Source organism: Aeromonas sp. AE23HZ002T15, from assembly GCF_054165525.2.
The window spans coordinates 3,120,197-3,137,755 of the sequence record NZ_CM201342.1 but is presented as its reverse complement, the minus strand read 5'-3'; the positions used below and the strand labels follow the sequence as shown (position 1 = coordinate 3,137,755).

At 61.3% G+C, this 17,559-nt stretch carries 19 protein-coding genes; 5 read left to right on the top strand and 14 right to left on the bottom strand.

The genetic code is table 11. From position 1 onward, the window contains the following. Window positions 1-64: 64 nt before the first annotated feature. The 4 genes from cyoE to ACT5M9_RS14655 are packed head-to-tail and all read right to left on the bottom strand — an operon-like array spanning window position 65 to window position 3,154. A complete protein-coding gene (gene cyoE / locus ACT5M9_RS14670; protein ID WP_457982199.1) occupies window positions 65-970 on the bottom strand; it encodes a heme o synthase in 906 nt (301 codons plus the stop codon). After that, window positions 967-1,977, bottom strand: a complete 1,011-nt coding sequence (locus ACT5M9_RS14665; RefSeq protein WP_457982198.1) for a COX15/CtaA family protein — start codon at window positions 1,975-1,977, stop codon at window positions 967-969. Before ACT5M9_RS14665 ends, cyoE begins: the two co-directional genes overlap by 4 nt. Then, the gene (locus tag ACT5M9_RS14660) at window positions 1,974-2,459 is read right to left on the bottom strand and encodes a hypothetical protein (protein WP_457982197.1); all 486 of its coding nucleotides are present in this window, start codon (window positions 2,457-2,459) and stop codon (window positions 1,974-1,976) included. Before ACT5M9_RS14660 ends, ACT5M9_RS14665 begins: the two co-directional genes overlap by 4 nt. Further along, a complete protein-coding gene (locus ACT5M9_RS14655; protein WP_457982196.1) occupies window positions 2,456-3,154 on the bottom strand; it encodes an SURF1 family protein in 699 nt (232 codons plus the stop codon). The genes ACT5M9_RS14660 and ACT5M9_RS14655 overlap by 4 nt, the downstream gene beginning before the upstream one ends. A 73-nt stretch (window positions 3,155-3,227) precedes the next feature. On the opposite strand from ACT5M9_RS14655, the gene ACT5M9_RS14650 reads away from it, so the two are divergent. Next, window positions 3,228-3,437: a DUF2909 family protein gene (locus ACT5M9_RS14650; protein ID WP_253627400.1), complete on the top strand. Its 210-nt coding sequence runs from the start codon at window positions 3,228-3,230 to the stop codon at window positions 3,435-3,437. A gap of 8 nt (window positions 3,438-3,445) precedes the next feature. Here ACT5M9_RS14650 and ACT5M9_RS14645 read toward each other — a convergent pair whose 3' ends face one another. From ACT5M9_RS14645 to ACT5M9_RS14620, 6 genes are all read right to left on the bottom strand, one after another. Next, a complete protein-coding gene (locus ACT5M9_RS14645) occupies window positions 3,446-4,327 on the bottom strand; it encodes a cytochrome c oxidase subunit 3 (RefSeq protein ID WP_457982194.1) in 882 nt (293 codons plus the stop codon). Window positions 4,328-4,329: 2 nt separating this feature from the next. Next, the gene (locus tag ACT5M9_RS14640; RefSeq protein WP_457982193.1) at window positions 4,330-4,884 is read right to left on the bottom strand and encodes a cytochrome c oxidase assembly protein; all 555 of its coding nucleotides are present in this window, start codon (window positions 4,882-4,884) and stop codon (window positions 4,330-4,332) included. Window positions 4,885-4,893: 9 nt separating this feature from the next. Continuing rightward, window positions 4,894-6,492 carry a cytochrome c oxidase subunit I gene (ctaD, locus tag ACT5M9_RS14635; RefSeq protein WP_457982192.1) on the bottom strand — a complete coding sequence of 533 codons (1,599 nt, stop codon included), beginning with the start codon at window positions 6,490-6,492 and terminating at the stop codon, window positions 4,894-4,896. Between the two features lie 9 nt (window positions 6,493-6,501). After that, window positions 6,502-7,563, bottom strand: a complete 1,062-nt coding sequence (gene coxB, locus ACT5M9_RS14630) for a cytochrome c oxidase subunit II (RefSeq protein ID WP_457982191.1) — start codon at window positions 7,561-7,563, stop codon at window positions 6,502-6,504. A 507-nt stretch (window positions 7,564-8,070) separates the two neighbouring features. Beyond that, window positions 8,071-10,140 carry a tRNA(Met) cytidine acetyltransferase TmcA gene (locus tag ACT5M9_RS14625; protein ID WP_457982189.1) on the bottom strand — a complete coding sequence of 690 codons (2,070 nt, stop codon included), beginning with the start codon at window positions 10,138-10,140 and terminating at the stop codon, window positions 8,071-8,073. Next, a complete protein-coding gene (locus ACT5M9_RS14620; RefSeq protein WP_457982188.1) occupies window positions 10,137-10,451 on the bottom strand; it encodes an HlyU family transcriptional regulator in 315 nt (104 codons plus the stop codon). The genes ACT5M9_RS14625 and ACT5M9_RS14620 overlap by 4 nt, the downstream gene beginning before the upstream one ends. Before the next feature lie 138 nt (window positions 10,452-10,589). Here ACT5M9_RS14620 and ACT5M9_RS14615 point away from each other — a divergent pair, with 138 nt between their 5' ends. The 4 genes from ACT5M9_RS14615 to ACT5M9_RS14600 all read left to right on the top strand — a co-directional run bounded on the left by ACT5M9_RS14615 (window position 10,590) and on the right by ACT5M9_RS14600 (window position 14,275). Beyond that, the gene (locus tag ACT5M9_RS14615; protein ID WP_438549340.1) at window positions 10,590-10,796 is read left to right on the top strand and encodes a bacterioferritin-associated ferredoxin; all 207 of its coding nucleotides are present in this window, start codon (window positions 10,590-10,592) and stop codon (window positions 10,794-10,796) included. Between the two features lie 146 nt (window positions 10,797-10,942). Next, on the top strand, window positions 10,943-11,422 hold the full coding sequence (gene bfr / locus ACT5M9_RS14610; RefSeq protein ID WP_457982186.1) for a bacterioferritin: 480 nt from the start codon (window positions 10,943-10,945) through the stop codon (window positions 11,420-11,422). Between the two features lie 201 nt (window positions 11,423-11,623). After that, window positions 11,624-13,729 (top strand): DUF885 domain-containing protein, encoded by a 2,106-nt coding sequence (locus tag ACT5M9_RS14605; RefSeq protein WP_457982185.1) that lies wholly within the window; start codon window positions 11,624-11,626, stop codon window positions 13,727-13,729. An 87-nt stretch (window positions 13,730-13,816) separates the two neighbouring features. After that, a complete protein-coding gene (locus ACT5M9_RS14600; protein WP_438549342.1) occupies window positions 13,817-14,275 on the top strand; it encodes a methylglyoxal synthase in 459 nt (152 codons plus the stop codon). A gap of 61 nt (window positions 14,276-14,336) precedes the next feature. Here the strand turns inward: ACT5M9_RS14600 and ACT5M9_RS14595 are convergent, their stop codons facing one another. From ACT5M9_RS14595 to ACT5M9_RS14580, 4 genes are all read right to left on the bottom strand, one after another. Beyond that, entirely contained in the window at window positions 14,337-14,924 is a 588-nt protein-coding gene (locus tag ACT5M9_RS14595) for a superinfection exclusion B family protein (RefSeq protein WP_457982183.1), read from the bottom strand. 120 nt (window positions 14,925-15,044) lie between these two features. Continuing rightward, window positions 15,045-16,103, bottom strand: a complete 1,059-nt coding sequence (gene ansB / locus ACT5M9_RS14590; protein ID WP_457982181.1) for an L-asparaginase 2 — start codon at window positions 16,101-16,103, stop codon at window positions 15,045-15,047. A gap of 128 nt (window positions 16,104-16,231) precedes the next feature. After that, the gene (locus tag ACT5M9_RS14585) at window positions 16,232-16,426 is read right to left on the bottom strand and encodes a heavy-metal-associated domain-containing protein (RefSeq protein WP_438549345.1); all 195 of its coding nucleotides are present in this window, start codon (window positions 16,424-16,426) and stop codon (window positions 16,232-16,234) included. Between the two features lie 95 nt (window positions 16,427-16,521). Continuing rightward, entirely contained in the window at window positions 16,522-17,472 is a 951-nt protein-coding gene (locus ACT5M9_RS14580) for an AEC family transporter (protein ID WP_457982179.1), read from the bottom strand. Window positions 17,473-17,559: the final 87 nt, after the last annotated feature.

Here is a 17,559-nt window from a genome sequence, read left to right as displayed (position 1 = left end):
AGCCTCGCTGCATTGTCATTTCCTGCTTTTCCCCTCCCTCTGGATCCTCCCTCAATCTCACTTCTTATGACAACCGCCATAACCAGTGGTGATCCAGAAGAAGCAGGCCGAACAGCAGTATCAGGTGGTAGATGGAGAAGCGGAAGGTGCGCATCGCCTGGGCAGGCCGGTCAGAGACCTTCAACAACCAGCCATGCCAACAGAATTGCAGGTTAAGCCCCAGGCTGCCCACCAGATAGATGAGGCCAGACATGCCGATCAGATAGGGCAACAGGCAGATCAGGGTCAGCATCAGCAGATAGAGCAAGATAGCCGTCTTGGTGAAGGCGATGCCGTGGGTGACGGGCAGCATGGGGATCCGGGCGCTAGCGTACTCATCCCGCCGATGAATGGCCAGGGACCAGAAGTGGGGCGGGGTCCAGGCGAAGATGATCATCACCAGCAGCCAGGGCTCGGCCGAGAGCTGCCCCGTGATGCATGTCCAACCCAAGAGCGGCGGCATGGCCCCCGCCAGCCCGCCGATGACGATGTTTTGAGGGGTAGCCTTCTTCAGCAGCAGGGTATAGACGATGGCATAGCCAAACAGACTGGCAAGGGTCAGCCAGGCGGTCAGGGGGTTCACGCCCCAATAGAGCAGCACAAATCCCAGCAGGGCCAGCCAGAGAGCAAAGATCATGGCCGCCCGAGTGCTGATCCGCCCCCGAGCGACCGGGCGCCAGCGCGTCCTGCGCATCTGGGCGTCGATGCCGCTATCCAGGCTGTGATTTATGGCTGCCGCAGCCGACGCCAGCAAACCTATGCCCGCCAGTCCCAACGCTATGCGATCCAGCGAGGCTAGTGTCGGCTCGGCCAGCAACATGCCAACCCAGGCCGTCAGCAGCAGCAGGGCCACCACCTTGGGTTTGGTCAGCTGGTAATAGTCCCGTAGCAACTGGAGATCGAATAGCTGCGCCAGCGACTTGTCGTTCATATCCGGCTCCTGATCGCCAGAGGCGACAACGAGGGGGAGGTGGCAGCGTGGGAGAGGCGCCGACGAGCCAGCACACACAGCACCAGCAGGTGCGCCCCCACCAGGTTATGGGCGAGCGCGTTGGCCAGAGGCAGGGCGAGGTGCACATTGGCCAGTCCCAGAGCTATCTGAACCAGCAGCAGGGTGAGGAGCAGAGCTCCGAACGCTCGCATCGGCCCACCATGACGGATCAGGCCCAGTGCGAAGCCTCCCACCAGCAGGGCTGCGGCCAGCGCCCCCAGTCGATGGGTGATGTGAATGGTCTGGCGCGCCTCCCTGCTCAAGACCCCGAACTCGTAGCTTTCATGGCCGAGGGGCAGGTGAAAGGCTTCATCCCAATCCAACTGTTGCTGCCAACCGGAGTGACACAGGGGAAATTCGGCGCAGGCCATGGCGGCATAGTTGGATGAGGTCCAGCCTCCCAGGGCAATCTGGATCAAGAGCATGCCGCAGGCGAGAGTACCCAACCAGGTGAGCCCCTGGCCACAGACGATGGCTTGGCGGGCTTGCCCCAACTCGCAGCGATAGAGCCACAGCAGGGTCAGGATGGCAAAGCCACCGAGCAGATGTGTCGTCACCACCAGGGGGTGCAGTGCCAGAGTCACTGTCCACATGCCTAGCGCCGCCTGCCCGATCACCAGCAAAAGCAGTCCACCGGCGTAAATGCGCAGACGCCCCCCCTGCCGCCAGCTCAACAGGAACAGGGCCGCTATCAGGCACCCCAGCATGCCAGCGAAGTAGCGATGCACCATCTCGCTGCGGGCCTTGTGGGGCTCCAGCGGGGTATCCGGATAGAGCATGGCCGCCCGCTCGGCCTGCGCCGAATGGGGAATGGCCAGGGAGCCGTAACAGCCTGGCCAGTCGGGGCAGGCAAGCCCCGCATCGGTGAGCCGGGTATAGGCGCCGAGCAGAATGACCAGCACGGCCAGTGCGATGGCGATCGAGGCCAATCTCTGCTGCAGTCTCATTGCACGCCTCGCTGGTACTTGAGCAGCTGCTGCAGATCCGACAGCACCGCCTTGCCAAACAGGGGCCACTGACTGCTGTTGTCCGGTACCTCGTAATGCAATATGGCCAGCCCCTGGGGATCTACCAGCATCAACTCATCCGCCTGCAATCCTTTGGCTGTGCCAAGGGATGACAACGGGAGGGGCACCAGTGCCAGCTTGTCCCCATTGCGCCCCAGAGCGCTCTGGATCCGCTGCATCAGGGCAGGCACCTGCTGGCACAGAGCCTCACAACGTTCAGGCTCCAGATAGACCAGACGCCACTGACTCTCATGTGTCGAGAGCGGTGGCAGCAGATAGACCTCCCTCTGCAACCACTGTCCCTTGCTGCGGGTACCGGCCTCATACCAGCCCTGATGCAGAGTCAGCGCCGCCAGCAATACGGGCAGCAGGATCACCAGCGCAAAGGCGAGCGGTACCTTCCATCTAGCCCATTCGTTCATGACGAGACCCTCCTTGTCAGCACCAGCCCCCCCACCAGCATCACCATTGCCAGCCCCAGCCATTGCAACGCATAGGCCCTGTGTTTCTCGGGAGGCATGACGTTGTGCTGGTAGTGGTAGAGAAACGGGGAACTCTTTTGATAGAAAATGGCGTCGGCGAGGGGCAAACCTGTCTGTTCACTCAGGCTGGCGACTCTGACGGACTGGATCCGGTTCGGATAGGGACCGCTCTCTATGTTCTGGCCGAGTAGCAGGCCACCAGGCTTAATTCGCAGCAGACCATCCAGTGCCAGCACAGACGGGATCGCGGGCGTTGGCAACTGATCCCGACTGGCCGGCGCCGCTATCCAGCCCAGATTAACCAGAAGCAGGGGTTCCTTCGACGAAGCTGTGCCGGTCAAGGCCGTGCCGTCATCGGCCCGGACCGGGATGATGACGTCATAGCCGATTTCCCCCTCCATCCCCTGATTGTCCAGCAGCCAGATGTAAGGCCGAAGCCAAGCCACCTGCCCACTCAGCACGGCACCATCGAGCCGCTCCGGTTCACGCCAGTCGAGCCTATCCAGCGTCAGGGGCGCCGATTGCTGCGCCGCGGCCACCTGCTGCAGCCAGGCCTCTTTCTCCGCCGCCCGTTGCCATTGCCAGAAGGCCAGCTTGCACAAAATGGCCGAGGCACCCAGAGTGAATAACAGCACCAGCCAGCGCCGTCGATGGAGTGGTCCTTGCTTGTGCCATGTCGCCGCTTCACGCATATCACGAGGCCCTAACATGTTGATCAAGATAGTGCTGGTGCTCATGTTGCTGCTCATCATAGGGCAGCTGTTCCACGCCCTCTGGCTGATGATGACCACGGATCAGGCGACCAGGAGGATGTCGGCCCCTCTGGGTCGACGGGTCTTCTTCTCCCTGCTGGTGGTCGTCATCCTGCTGCTCTCCCTGGCGATGGGCTGGCTGGAACCCAACCCCCGTCCTTACTGAAACCGGCCTCACAACAGATAGACGAAGACGAAGAGACAGAGCCAGACCACGTCAACGAAGTGCCAATACCAGGCGGCGGCCTGGAAGGCGAAGTGACGCTCGGGGGTGAAGTGATCCTTCAGCACGATACGCAGCCAGATGATGCCAAGAAACAATGTGCCCAGGGTGACGTGCAGGCCGTGGAAACCGGTCAGGATGAAGAAGGTATTGCCATAGATCCCCGAATCCAGCCGCAGTCCCAGTTCCCGATAGGCATGCATATATTCATAACCCTGTAACCACAGGAAGCTTCCCCCCAGCAGCAGGGTGGCGAACAGCATCCACTTGAGACGAGTACGCTGGTTGTTCTCCAGGCCGGTATGGGCGAACAGCAGGGTGACGGAGGAGCTGAGCAAGATCAGGGTGTTGATGAGCGGAATGCCGTGCCAGGGCATCGCCTGGGTGGTGGTGCCGCCCGGTGTCTTGAGCATGGGCCAGTGGGCCGAGAAGTCCGGCCAGAGCAGTTGCGCCGTCATCGCCTTGTTGCCGGCGCCATCCAGCCAGGGCATGGCCAACTGCCGCGCATAGAACAGCACCCCGAAGAAGGCCAGGAAGAACATCACCTCGGAGAAGATGAACCAGACCATGCCCTGCCTGAAGGATCTGTCCATCTGGGGGCTGTAGAGCCCTGTCATGGACTCCTGGATGATGTGGCGAAACCAGCCAAACAACATGAAGACCAGCAGGGCGACGCCCCCCAGCATCAGGTAGCCACCAATCCCCGTCTGCTTGCTGGCGACCTCGTTGACCAGGTGACCGGCCCCGAAGGCCAGCAGGAACAGGGCCATGGCACCTATGATGGGCCAGCGGCTCTGCTCGGGAACATAGTAAGTCTGGGTCGCCTTGGCCATGGTTATTTCCTCTGCGCTAGCGCCGGTGCCGGCTTGGACTCTGTGATGTCATAGAGCGAATAGGAGAGCGTGATGGTGTTGATATCGTCGGGCAGGGCAGGGTCTACGTAAAACTTGAGGGGCATCAGCTTGCTCTCCCCCGCCTTCAACTCCTGACGGTTGAAGCAGAAACACTCCACTTTCTTTAGATAAACGGCGGCAGTGCCCGGGGAGACAGAGGGAACCGCCTGGCCCACCATGGTGCTGTCTGTCGGGTTGAACACCTTGAAGTTGACCTGCCTCATCTCACCAGGCTTCACCGACAGGCGCTGGGTTTCCCCGTTGAACTGCCAGGGCATCTGGGTGTCGGCATGGGCCAGGAACTCTACCTGTATGGTCCGCTTGTCGTCGATCACGGCGCGCTCCGCCGTGGCCGGCCGATCCGCCGTCTTGCCATTGAGCCCGGTGATCCTGCAAAAGACGTCGTACAGGGGGACCAGTGCGAAGGCGAACCCGAACATGAGGACGATGATCAGGGCCAGCTTCCTGAGCAGCGGCCCATGATTGACTTGGTTCATGGGGCCTCCCTAGTGCTCATCCGGCCGGATTTCGGGCGGAACCTTGAAGCTGTGATAGGGAGGCGGCGATGGCAGGGTCCACTCCAACCCCTCGGCCCCTTCCCACACCCGATCCGTCGCCGGCTCCCCTCCCCGGATGCACTTGACCACTCCCCAGACGAAGAGCAGTTGAGACAACCCGAAGGCGAAACCCCCCAGGCTGATGAACATGTTGAAGTCGGCAAACTGCAGCGCGTAGTCCGGGATGCGGCGGGGCATACCCGCCAGCCCGACGAAGTGCATGGGGAAGAACAACATGTTCACCGAGATGAGGGAGCACCAGAAATGCCACTGCCCCAGCCGCTCGTCATACCTGTGCCCTGTCCATTTTGGCAGCCAGTAGTAAGCGGCAGCCAGGATCGAGAAGACGGCGCCGGTGACTAGCACATAGTGGAAATGGGCCACCACGAAATAGGTGTCGTGATACTGGAAATCCGCCGGCGTCATGGCCAGCATCAGCCCCGAGAAGCCGCCTATGGTGAACAGGGTGATGAAGGCGATGGCAAACAGCATGGGGGTCTCGAAGGTCAGGGAACCGCGCCACATGGTGGCGACCCAGTTAAACACCTTCACCCCGGTCGGCACCGCGATCAGCATGGTGGTGTACATGAAGAACAGTTCGGCCACCACCGGCAGCCCGGTGGTGAACATGTGGTGGGCCCACACCATGAAGGAGAGCAGGGCTATGCTGCTGGTGGCATAGACCATGGATCGATAGCCGAACAGCTTCTTGCGGGAAAAGGTCGGGATGATGCTGGAGACGATGCCGAACGCCGGCAATATCATGATGTAGACCTCGGGGTGGCCGAAGAACCAGAAGATATGCTGGAACATCACGGGATCCCCGCCCCCGGCCGCATCGAAGAAGCTGGTGCCGAAGTACTTGTCCGTCAGCACCATGGTCACCGCCGCCGCCAGCACCGGCATGACGGCGATGAGCAGGAAGGCGGTGATTAGCCAGGTCCAGACAAACAACGGCATCCTCATCCAGCCCATGCCCGGCGCCCGCAGGTTGAAGATGGTCACGATGACGTTGATGGCCCCCATGATGGAGGAGATCCCCATGATGTGGATGGCGAACACGAACAGCGCCGTACTGTTTCCACTGTACTTGGTCGACAATGGGGCGTAGAAGGTCCATCCCGAGCTCGGGCCGCCTCCCTCCATGAACAGGCTCGACAGCAGGATCAGGAAGGCAAACGGCAGTATCCAGAAGCTCCAGTTGTTCATCCTGGGCAGCGCCATGTCCGGCGCCCCTATCATCATGGGGATCAGCCAGTTGGCGAGGCCGGTAAAGGCCGGCATCACGGCGCCAAACACCATGATGAGGCCGTGCACCGTGGTCATCTGGTTGAAGAACAGGGGCTCGACCAGCTGCAGCCCGGGCTGGAACAACTCGGCCCGGATCACCATGGCCATGGCACCGCCGGTGAAGAACATGGTCAGCGCGAACAGCAGATAGAGGGTGCCGATATCCTTGTGATTCGTGGTGTATAGCCAGCGCCTCAGACCCGTCGCTGGCTGATGGGCGTGCTCGCCGTGCGGGGTATCCATGATTCCATCACTCATGCCGACGCCTCACTTGTCCTGTTTCAAGATGGACTGCACCTCGGCAGCCTGAACCACATCGCCGGTATTGTTGCCCCAGGCATTGCGCTCGTAAGTCACCACGGCGGCCACCTCCTGCAGGCTGAGCTGCTTGCCAAAGCCGAGCATGGCCGTCCCGCTCTTGCCATGGAGCACCAGATCCAGATGATGGTTCCTATTTTCCGCCATAGTGGTGACCTTGCTGCCCTTGAGGGCGGGGAAAATACCGGGCAACCCGGTCCCGGCGGGTTGGTGACAGGCGGCGCAGTGGCCGAGGAATACCTTCTCGCCGATCTCCATGGCCTGGGGCAGGGTCATGGTCTGGCTCGCCAGATCCTGCTGCTGCGCCTTAGCGGCCGCCTGCTCCCCTGCGGTCTTGGCAATCCAGCCATCAAACTCCTCGGCGGATTTCGCCACCACGACGATGGGCATGAAGCCGTGATCCTTGCCACACAGCTCGGCGCACTGACCCCGGTAGGTGCCCGGTTTGTCTATCCGAGTCCAGGACTCATTGATGTAGCCGGGATTCGCATCCCGTTTCACCGCGAAGGCGGGCACCCACCAGGAGTGGATGACGTCGTCCGAAGTCATCAGGAAGCGGATCTTCTTGCCGACGGGCAGCACTAGCGGCTGATCGACCTCCAGCAAGTAGTGGTCACCCTTGGGCTGTTCACCCTTGATCTGTTTCCTGTCGGTAGCCAGCAGGGAGTAGAACTCCACCGGGTGCTCGAGGTACTTGTAGTGCCACTTCCATTGGGAGCCGGTGACCAGCACGGTCAGATCGGCCTTGGAGGTGTCTTCCATCTTCAGCAGGGTTGAAGTGGCGGGCACCGCCATGGCTACCAGGATCAACACAGGAATGGCGGTCCAGAGCAGCTCGATGCGGGTGCTCTCGTGGAATTGGGCTGCCTTGGCACCACGGGATTTACGATGACGGACGATGGACCAGAGCATGGCGCCAAACACCAGCAAGCCGATCACGCAACAGATGTAGAAGATGGTCATGTGCAGGTCATAGACCTGCTGGCTGATGGCGGTGGCCCCACGCGTCATATTGAATGTCAGGTCGCTGGCAGAAACAGGACCAGCAATGAAACCGACGATCCATGGGCCATGGCTAGTTGCATTTTTTCCCACATTGCACTCCCTGTGCACGTTAGAAAAGATGGCACACATTAACCACTGATAATGCTAACCACCTGAAAATAATGCATTTATTAAAATCATTACCACGATCAAGTATTAGTCCATATTCCGAAAAAACCAAAATGGCGCAGCCCCATGAGAAACTCATCAGAGCAGTTGGCGCGATTCAGGGATTTAAGTGATGGTATTGAGTACGGGGTATGAAGGTCATGATGGCCCTGACGGAGGCATCTTAGTCAGCCGGGTAACCCTTCTCTCGCCCCAGGCCGAGTCTGGGGAAGGACAGGTATCATCAAGCCAGACCATCAACGAACGAGGGGCCTGTTGGCCCCCAGTATCTGTATCGACGGTTCCACCGGCCTGATGCCTCCATGAAACGCGCGTTTAGACCCCTATGGAAATCCCGCCCGGGTCTCAGCCCGTCGGCCCGTCCTTCTCCAGCAGACGAGCCAGCAGGCTGCGCAGAGCCTTGATGAGCGCGGGCTTGCCGGCCAGACCCAAGGCTCTGGCCAGATCCGTCCAGGGGGCATACTGCCAGATGCTCCCGATCAGCAGGCGACGCTCGTCCGAAGTCAATGCATCCAACACAGCCGTGTGACTCGCCAGCCAGCGTTGCAGGCTGGGCTGACACAGCTCGAACGGCTTGTGATGGTGGGCGAAACATTCCAGCTCCAGGCGGCCAAACTCGTCCGGCGCGAGTCCCCTGATAGGCTCTCCTTGCAGGCACTGCCAGACGATCTCCGTCTCCAGCATCTTGAGCTCCCCCGCCAGCAGGGTTGGCAACTGATGCAGGAAGCGCTGGCGCCACTGGGCCAGCTCGGGCTCCCATTCCGCTTTCAGCGCCTTGAGCAGCAGGGCTGCGTGACAGCCGCTGGCGGCATCCCGCTGCAGGCCGATGCGCAGGGTCTTGAGACCAGCCTTGTGCCAGAACGGCAGCAGATCGGCGCTGGCGGAGAAGGCCGACCCCAGATAATCAAACCCGAGTGCCCGATAATGGGCCTCCAGCTTGCCCAGCAGCATTGAGCCCAAGCCATGGCGATGCAGGCTCGGATGGATGGCGATGCGCATCACCCTGGCGTAGCTGCGCTCACCCGCCGTCACGAAGCCGGCGTGGGCCAGCAGGGACTGGGGTAACAGATGGCCACGGGGACGCCTTCGCCCCGCCCAAATATCCTGAGCCAGGACGGGATCTATCTTGCCCTCGCGCACCACCAGGGCAACCCCGAGCAAGCGCTGATCCTGTTCCAGCAAATGGATGTCGAGATCCGGGCTCTCCAGCAGGTATCTCAGATCGCTCGGACTGGTCTGGTAATGAGCCAGCACCAGCAGGCCGAATACCTGGCCGAGCAGCTCATCGTCCTCGGCCAGCCTGTCCCGCTCCAGCAAACGCCAGGCGGGTGCTATCGGTTGCAGCGGCGGCAAGACGTCCGTATCAAGGCCAAGCAGGCGAAACACCAGGGGCTCCAGGGGATCGTGCCGGCTCCAGCGGATGGGCTCGCTCAGGTGCAACTCCTGCCAGCCCGGGGCCTGCTTATCCAGAGCCCGTTTGAAACGCAGATGAAAGCCGCGCCCTGTCCCCTCGTAGCCATGCTCGGTGGTAGCGAATACGATGCGACTGTGACGGGCCAGCATGGCCTCCAGCAGCGGGGTCGGGATGGCTGCCGCCTCGTCCACCAGCAGCAGATCAGGCTGCAGATCTCCCTGCACCAGCCGATCCGGCGACACATACTCCAGCCCTTCCAGCCTCTCCTCGCGGGTATCGAGTCCGGCCGCGGCGTGAGCGAAGAGGGTGGCAACCGTTCCCTGCGAGGGGGCCGTCACCGCTATCTGCAGGTTCGGATGCTGGCGCAGCAAGTCGGCGGCGGCGAGACCGAGCAGGGCGCTCTTTCCCCGACCGCGATCCGCGCTGAGCACCAGGGGGCGGCGGCGATGGCCATGTAACACTCTGTGGATGGCGGGCAGGGCACAGGCCTGATCCTCGCTCAGCAGGCGATCCGGCCCCAGCGGCCGCCAGTGACCGTTTTCCCCAGGTGGACTCAGCAAGGTGGCGGGATCCCCTGCCAGCAGCCGTACCAGGCGGGCGATAAAACCAACCCCAGCCTTGCTAGCGTCCTCCGGCTGGGTGACCAACCGCACTCTGTCCGGATCCGGGTAGGTGGGCCAGCTCTCCCTCGGGGGGGTCAGCAGCAACAGCAAGCCACCGGCGCGCAAGGTACCCGCCAGGGCACCGAAGGCATCGGGATGGAAACCGCTGAAGGCATTGAAGACGAGCGTGTCGCACTCCTGGCCGAGTCGTTGCAGCGCCTTGGCGGCCGGCATGGGATCATGGCGGGCAGGACCCTCACCCAGCCAGAACACCGCCTCCCCCAGCCAGGACTCGGCCCGGGCGATGCAATCGGCCTCCCCCCCTTCCAGCCAGACCAGTCGCCTCTCGCCACAGCGAGCGAGGGAGTGGCGCAGCGCGCTTGCGTCAACGGGGTTCATGAGGCGGCGGGATCACCACCTCGGGTGCGAGGCTCGAACATCTTCTCCCCCATCTGATCGATGAAGGTATGGGCTTTTTGCACCATGAAGCGCTCGGCATCGGCTGGATTCACGAACAGGTCTGAGCGAATGAACCTATGGGTCAGCACCTCGCCATCCACCTCCTTGGTGATGCGGCCGGCCAGTCGATACTGGCCCCCTTCCGCCATGGGTTCGGGGTAGATGAGATAACCGGCGTACTCGGTCGGGGTCACCTCGACGGCTGGCTCCACCTGGCTGTTGAACAGGGCATTGAACAGTTTCTTGAGCATCATCCTCTCCTCTCTGATGGCCGCATTGTCCCCAAGGGGAGAATAGCTGGCAAGCGGGGGATCTTATTACCAATCGGTATTTGCACTGCAAACCATTCTCATTTAGATTTTCCCTCATTCCAGTATGAGGTCAGTATTATGTACGTGTGTTTGTGCCGCGGCATCACAGATACCCAGATCCGCAAGGCGGTACAGGCAGGCAAGACAGAATTCAGACAGCTGAAAGAGTCGCTGGAAGTGGGTGCCCAATGTGGCAAGTGTGTACGCATGGCCATGGAGATCATCGCCACCGAACGCAACAAGATGGAATCGGATCGGGCCCAGCTCTATTACGAAGTGGCTTGATACCTGAATTCTCCCCTCCCTGATCCGTCAGCCGGATCCTTGTATCCTCGGGCGAGCCAAATCGCCAGCACTCCTATTGTCACTTTTCTGGACTAAGCTCTAGTGATCGCTGCCTCCATAAGGCACGAACATAAGGAGTAATGTCGATGAAAGGAGATCCCAAAATCATTGCCCACCTCAACAAGGTGCTGGCCAATGAGTTGGTGGCCATCAACCAGTATTTCCTGCATGCCCGCATCTACGATGACTGGGGCCTCAAGGGGCTCGGGCACAAGGAATACCACGAGTCCATCGATGAGATGAAGCATGCCGATGAACTGGTCAAGCGGGTACTGTTTCTGGAAGGACTACCCAACTTGCAGGATCTGGGTAAGCTGCGCATCGGTGAGACGGTCGACGAGATGTTGCGTTGCGATCTCTCGCTGGAGATGGATGCCATCCCCGATTTGAAGGTGGCCATCACCTATGCCGAATCAGCCCATGACTACGTCAGCCGTGACCTGTTCCAGGAGATCCTGGAGGACGAGGAGGAACATGTGGACTGGCTGGAAACCCAGCTGGACCTCATCGATCGCATCGGTCTGGAAAACTATCAACAATCCCAGCTGCACTCGGAATCGTCCTGAATAGTTATGGCATGAGATGACCGACTCTTAACCCGCTCAGGCGGGTTTTTTATTTCTGGCCGCATAGCTTTTCATCATGACTATCCATATGAAATACAAGGCTATTTTTGTTAAGTGAGTCGCAAAAGGCGGTGGTCTAAAGGTGCACTATTGGAACCCCTCAAGGGGACTCATAATAACAAGGCATTAAAGGACTAAACCATGTACCTCTCACTCAACAAGGTGGCGCTGGGTTGCGCCATCGCCCTCTCCCTCACCGCCTGTAACGACAATAGCTCCAAGGCACCGGCGGATCCCGTCGCCACCAAGGCGACCCTGATGCAAACCATGGACGAGGCCCTGCGCGAGAGCCAGGCGCTGGATCCCTACGGGTTCGCGATCGATGCAGCGAGCATCGCCAAACGCAAGGCCCTCAACGCCTCCCTGCTCAAGCGACTGGATGCCCTGGACACGAGCGTGCTGAGCGAACGGGACCGGCTGTTCTACGACATGATCCGCTGGGATCTGCAGATCAACCTGGAAGGTTATGAACTGCCTCAATCCCAGATCCCCATCCATCACTTCCGCAACCGGGTGGTGGATCTGGCCGACGAGGTCGGGGCCGCACCCGCCAGCGGCAGGGCGGCACGCACCGTCGAGCGCGGCTTCGACTACTTCGCCCAGAGCTCGGCCGAGCGGGTGGCACCGGGGGATGCCAGCTGGCGGCGGGATCTCGACCGCACGGCAGCAGCTCCAGCACAGTCCGCCAAGGCACGGGCGGCCACTGCACCGCTCGCCTGGTATCAGGAGCATCTCGTCTGGCTCAAGGCCTATGACGCCTATCTGACCGAGGTGAAGCAGCAGTTTGAACTCGGCAGCGCCCAGGGCAATACCCTGCCGGACGAGCTGGTGGACCGGCTGTTGGCCCAGCTCAACGGCAAGCTGGATGGGGAAGCGATCGCGGGATCTTACCTCGGCTGGCAGCAACTGCCAGGGGATGCCGACGAGACGCTGCGCACCGACTACAAGGCCGTGCTGGACAGCATCAACGGCCGCTATCTGGCGCTGCGAGACTATCTGGATTACCAGCATGGCGGTGCCTATGGGGTACGCCTCGGCAACGGCGAATGCGATGACGGCTTCTGCGGCATGACGGATGGTCGCGACTGGTATCGCTGGCTGCTGAAGAAACACACCACCACCGAGATGACGCCGGAAGAGGTGCACGAGCTGGGGCTGGCCGAGGTGACCCGGATCTTCGGCGCCATGGTCAAGGTCTGCCACACCGTCGGCAAGTGCGACAGCGAGGATGTGGCCCAGAGCAAGCAGAGCGGCCAGATCTACGCCTTCTTCCGCTACTTGAACGAGCCGGGCTTCTTCTACCAGAACCCGTTGGCGGTCTGGTCAGCCGGTCTGAACCCGGATAACGCAGCCGGCGCGACCTTGAGCGAACCCCAGCAGCAGGCACTGGCCGAGCATGAGCGGGCTCTGGCGGAGTACAACGCCTTCAAGAGCAAGGCCGCCCAGGTGCTGCCTGACTTCTTCGATTCCGAGCGCACCATTCCCAAGCTGGATTACGATGTCGTGCCGGTTTCCTACGAGGATGCGCCCTACGGCGGCGTCGCCTGGTATCAGGACGGCAACCCCCAGACCGGCCGCAAGGGGCAGTTCTTCCTCAACACCTACTACCCCTATGGCCTGCAGAGCTGGAACATCAGCACCCTGCTGGCCCACGAGGGAGCCCCCGGCCATCACTTCCAGATCACCATAGCCCAGGAGCTGGCGGCCAAGGATCCCGACTTCCCGCAGTACGTGGCGAACGCCTCCTACACCGCCTATGCGGAGGGCTGGGCGCTCTACACCGAGTACCTGGCGGACCACGACATGGGCCTCTATCAGGGTCGTGGCCTCTACGATCCGGGGGTGGGGGATGTGAAGGTCGAAGGCTCGCCTGCCTTCAACAACCAGTTGCAGTACTTCGGGCGACTCAACGAGGAGATGCTCAGGGCCATGCGGCTGGTGGTGGATACCGGCATCCACTGGTATGGCTGGAGTCACGACAGGGCCGTCGGCTACATGCAGGAGAACTCGGCGCTGGGGGCGGGAGACATCAGCTCCGAGGTGCCGCGCTACATGGCCTATACCGGCCAGGCCACCTCCTACAAGGCGGGCCAGCTGGCCCTGATCCGGATGCGGGAGAGTGCCGAGCAGGCCCTTGGCAGCCAGTTTGACCTCAAGGCCTTCCACCACCAGGTGCTGGAATTCGGCATGCTGCCCATCTCAGTGCTGGAGCAGAAGAACCGGCAGTGGATAGAAGAGTCGAAGTGATCACAGTTACGGCGCCCGGCAAGACAGCGGGCGCCGCTTTCGATTAGGATACGGCCCTACTCCCATCATTTTGCTACGGATGATCCCATGGAACTGATCGCACGTGAGATGGCGCCCCACAAACGGGTAGCCCTGGTGGCTCACGACAACATGAAGGCCCCCCTGCTGAGCTGGGTGCTGAGGCGCAAGGAGGAGCTCAAGCTCCACCATCTCTATGCCACCGGTACCACGGGGACCCTGCTCGGCAAGCAGGCACAGCTGCCCATCACCTGTCTGTTCTCCGGCCCCATGGGGGGCGATCAGCAGCTCGGCGCCCTCATCGCCGAGGGCAAGATAGACGTGATGATCTTCTTCTGGGATCCCCTCAACCCCGCGGCCCATGATCCGGATGTGAAGGCCCTGCTGCGCCTCGCAGCGGTATGGAACATCCCGGTCGCCACCAATGAGGCGACCGCAGACTTCATCATGGACAGCCCGCACATGCAGCGCGCGTTCAGCGTACAGGTGCCGGACTATGCCGGCTACCTGAAAGCCAGAACCGAGTAAGATCCCCAGACAGCAAAAAGCCGGACAGCGTCCGGCTTTTTTTATTCAGGATGAATGCGCCTCAGCGCTGGAAGCTCTTCTGGGCGAACTTGGGTCTGGCGTTCATGATCTGTTCCACCTGCTCGTCGCTCATCTTGCCGCGAGACAGCCCCAGCACCTTGTAGGTGAGCAGCGGCCGTGCCGGCAGCGCTATCATCAGGGCACGGATCTGGTTCTCGTCATCCTTCTCCCGCACCGGCTTGCCGTAGGCATAGGTGAGCACGCCTGCATCCATCAGGTTTTTGACGGCGGGCTCGGTGATCGGCAGGTTTATGACGCTCTTGCGCTGCAGCACGAACTCGCGCAACACAGCCTTCTCGTTGAAGTCGAGGAAGCCGATCATCTGGGCCAGCTGATCCTGCTGGCGGCGAGACTGCCACTCGTCGCAGGCCCACTCCCAGAAGATCAAAAAGCCCTGGCTGCAGAAGTAGGAGACGGCGATCAGCATGCCGACCCCGAGCCAGGCCGCATGGGCGTTGGCCCACTGGCTGACGGCCCCCTTCATCAGGCCCGCCGGGAACAGCAGTATGATGCTGCAGCAGAGCAGCAGCCAGACCATGAGCCAGTTGAGGCGGTTCAGCTGATAGAAATGTTGGATCCACCGTTTCATCGTTCATCCTTCCCAGAGCATTGTGGACAGTGGTCTATCCATAGCAATGAGTGTGCCAAGGCGTGAGCAATGAAAACGGGAGGCCTGAGCCTCCCGCGGGATCCATCCGATAACGTGTGGTTAGAACTCCTGGAACCAGCGCTGGATCTGCTTGGGATCCTTGCTCTGGGTCAGGGAGAGCATCAGCAGGATGCGCGCCTTCTGCGGGTTCAGGGTGCCGGCGGCCACGAAGCCGTATTTGTCGTCGTCGATCTCGGCGTCCAGGGTGGTGGCACCGGTCGGCACGCGGGCGGAGCGCACCACCCGGATACCGTCCTCACTCGCCTTGGCCAGGGTATCGAACAGGCTGTGGTAGAGGTTGCCATTGCCCACCCCGGCGCTGACGATGCCGTCAAACTTGGCGTCCACCATGGCCTTGGCGGGCAGATCGGTGGCGTTGGCATAGTTGTAGACGATGCCGACCTGAGGCAGCTTGTCGAGCTTGCTCACGTCGAACGGGGTCTTGCTGGTGTGCAGGCGAGCCGGGCTGCGCTGGTAGTCTATCTTGCCGTTGTGGATGTAGCCGAGCGGGCCGAAGTTCGGCGCGGCAAAGGTCTGCACCCCTGTGGTGTTGGTCTTGGTGACGTCACGGGCATCCAGCACGGTGTCGTTCATGGCGACCATGACGCCGCGACCCTTGGAGCTCGGATCCGAGGCGGTGACCACGGCGTTATAGAGGTTCAGCGGACCGTCGGCACTCATGGCGGTGGAGGGACGCATGGCGCCCACCAGCACCACCGGCTTGTCGCTCTTGACGGTGAGGTTCAGGAAGTAGGCGGTCTCTTCCATGGTGTCGGTGCCGTGGGTGATGACGATGCCGTCCACGTCATCCTTGGCCAGCAGCTCGTTCACCCGCTTGGCGAGCTTGAGCCACACCTCGTCGTTCATGTCCTGGGAGCCTATCTTGACCACCTGCTCCCCCTGCACCTCGGCCACGTTCTTCATCTCGGGCACGGCGGCGATCAGGGTCTCGATGGCCACCTTGCCAGCCTCGTAGTTGGACTGGGTCGCAGACTGACCCGCCCCGGCTATGGTGCCGCCGGTCGCCAGTATGTGCACGCTGGGCAGGGCCATGGCCAGGGGGGAAAGGGTCAGGCCGAGTACGGCGGCGAGCAGGGTCTTGCGGATAGGGAGGGTCATGCTGCAATCCTTCTGATGGGTTGATTGCAGCATTTTTATGCTTTTTAAAACGAATTTAAGTGATCATTCTCACCAATAAAAACAAGTAAACAGAATATTGGTCTGTTTTTTACCTATATAGTGTTAGGTCACTCTACCGAGAAGCCCTTGGCCTCGATCAGGGCGATGATCTCGGCCTTGCTGAGGCTGCTCTCCACCACGGCCTTGCTGCTGTCGAAATCGACTTTGGCCTGGGTGACGGCACTCTGGGCCAGCAGGGCCTTTTGCAGGCTGGCGGCGCAACCGCCGCAGGACATACCGGATACATTGAGTTCGATGGTCATGTGCTCTCTCCTCTCGTGAATGTGATCCCAGCCTAAAGCTGCCGCCAGCGGCAAGGTCAAGCCCCGCCTCTCCACAATCAGCGGGTCTCGTATCATCAGCCCATCAGGCCCAGATAGTTCATCAGCGCCGCCCCCAGGCTGGTGCTCACCAGCGAACCGAGCGTGGTGGTGGCGATGATGTTCGCGGCGAGCACGCTGTCACCCCCCATGGCGCGGGTCATCACATAGCTGGCGGCCGCCGTCGGGGTGGAGCTGATGAGGAACAGGATGCCGAGGGCCTGGGTGCTGAAGCCGAGTGCCCAGGCCCCCATGACCAGCAGCACGGGGATAAAGAACAGTCGGTTGGCGGTGGCCCAGCCGGTCAGGCCGGCGCCGCCGCGCAAAGCCTTGAGGTTGAGGCTGGCGCCGGTGCAGAGCAGGGCCAGCGGCAAGGTCATGTTGGCAAAGTAGTTGCCGGTGTTGATGACCAGCGACGGCAACTCTATGCCGAGCAGGCCGAAGGGCAGCGCCGAGAGGATGGCGATGATGAGCGGGTTTTTGACTATCCCCTTCAGGATGGGCTTGATCCCCCGCCCTCCCCCCAGGCTACGGGTGAGGGTGATGACCGCCAGGATGTTGTAGAGCACGGTCACCGCCCCCACCAGCAGGGCGGCGGCGCCTATCCCCTCAGGACCGTAGGCGTTTTGCACATAGGCCAGCCCCATGATCCCCATGTTGCCGCGAAAGCTACCCTGCACGAAGATGCCTCGCAGTTTCTGCTCGCCGATGAAGCGGGTCGCCAGCAGCTCGAGCACCAGAAACCCCGCAAGTGTGCCCAACAGGCCGTAGAGGATGAGCCAGGGGCTCGGCATGGTGGAGAAGTCCGTGCGTACCATGCTGAGGAACAGCAGGGCCGGCAGTGTGACCTGAAACACCAGGCGGGAGGCGGATTCGACGAAGCTGTCTGGCAAGAGACCCAGGCGCTTGAGCCAGATGCCGAGCACCAGCACCATGCAGATGGGGCCTGTGATGGAGAGGGAGAAGTGCAGACTTGCCAACAGATCCATGATGCGCGTCCTGTGCGTAGCGAGCGGCAGGCCGTCGCCGAAATGGAGAGGGGGGAGCGGTCATTCTAACGCCATGGGCTTGTATTC